This window comes from Pseudovibrio sp. Ad13 (assembly GCF_001623225.1).
Taxonomy (GTDB): Bacteria; Pseudomonadota; Alphaproteobacteria; order Rhizobiales; family Stappiaceae; genus Pseudovibrio.
On record NZ_LMCC01000024.1, the window covers coordinates 1 to 1,569 of the forward strand.

Below are 1,569 nucleotides of genomic sequence, written 5' to 3' on the forward strand. Positions count from 1 at the left end.
GGTGGGCTCAACTAATCGCTGCAATACATTCGGCAAACTTCTCAGCTACAAGGGGGACGTCGATCTGGAGGCAAAACTCAACCAGTGGGAGTGATTTTACAACCTTCACCGGCCGCTTACGAAGCACTCAGAGAAAAGCTTACAGTCAACGCCTTAATCGCCTCGTGAGTAGCTGCACCTTACCGATCGGTTGAATTGCGACAATCGGGATGCCGTAAAAGTGCAAACAGCAGGAAGCGCGGTGCGAACCCTGCCGAGAGCATAAGTAAGTGTCGTTTAGACTTATTGAATAAGGCCGAACCGAAAACCCTCAGCTACCGCGTGTGTTCTATTCGAAGCATGCAGCTTTCTGGCAGCCGAAGCCAGATACCAGTCCGCAGTATGCTGAGAAATATTTAGGATCTGACTGATCTCCCAACTTGTCTTGCCTGCAGCTGCCCACTTCAGACACTCAAGTTCACGAGGAGTAATGCGATGACGAGGACGACTGATGTTTGAACCAGCTAGTTCACGCACTTTATTACTCGCATAAATGCCAACCAGATGAAGAACACTGATTTCGCGTTCATTCAGTCGAACTTCTGGTCCACCAAAAATCAGCATGCCTTGATAGTTCTGAAGGCCACGCACTGGCACACACACTCCGTCATACATTCCGTAATCGCGCGCTTCTGACAGAACTTGCTGTGCAGCTGCAGAAAGATTGCTATCACGGGCAACGCTGGACCAAAGAAATGGGCGACTAGCAGTACGCGCTTTCGCGACAATCGGATCATTTTGTATGTAATTACGATCGAGATAACGTTGTTGCCATTCAGGCCGCCAGCCACTCAACATAATAGACCCATCAAAGGATGTGTTAGCTTCGGGGATCGCGGCAAGACAAAAACTTGTAAAGCCAAAAGACTGACCAAGTTCAGCAAGACGCTTAGAAACAAGATCAGGTGTCTCTTCATTATTAACAGATTCAATAAATTCTAGTGCAGCAGTCAATGAGTTCATTTTATACGCCCCTACATATAATGCCTCCAACAATCTTACCTTACGAAATATTCACCTGATTTATAAGGTGAAGCTATTACCCATCATCTAAAAGAGGCTAACTATTTTCATAACAATAAATAAATGTATTCAATATTACTTCGTTCCCAATAGAAATATGCCCATAGATATTAGTACTGTTAAATTGCACTATGTTTTATTCGAATAGGTCTCATTTAAAAATTTCAGATTTCAAATTATAAATAGATTTTTATTAGGAAAATACATTGAAAAGAGCGCGTTAACACTTGGTTAGTGTTTTCTTACTGATACGGTTCCGCATTTAATCCAATGAAAACATTATACTTTTTTACACATGGTCGAGATCAGATTTCACGCTTCTATTTGCCCAGAATAGATGCAAAAACCTCAACGATATATCTGAGGGGACAACGGGGACAACTCCATCCCAGAGCTGCTTTGGGTTCAAAATGCTCCTTATCTTATCGGGCGCCTCACACATAATCATATACTGAGAAGAACTCTCCAGAAAGAGACCGTAGTCTCATCTGCAAAGACTTGCGCAAC

The 1,569-nt window shown here is 43.4% G+C and carries 1 protein-coding gene; it reads right to left on the reverse strand.

What is annotated here, in order from left to right; genetic code table 11:
- Positions 1 to 282: 282 nt before the first annotated feature.
- On the reverse strand, positions 283 to 1,002 hold the full coding sequence (locus tag PsAD13_RS25280) for a LuxR family transcriptional regulator (RefSeq protein WP_063319857.1): 720 nt from the start codon (positions 1,000 to 1,002) through the stop codon (positions 283 to 285).
- Positions 1,003 to 1,569: the final 567 nt, after the last annotated feature.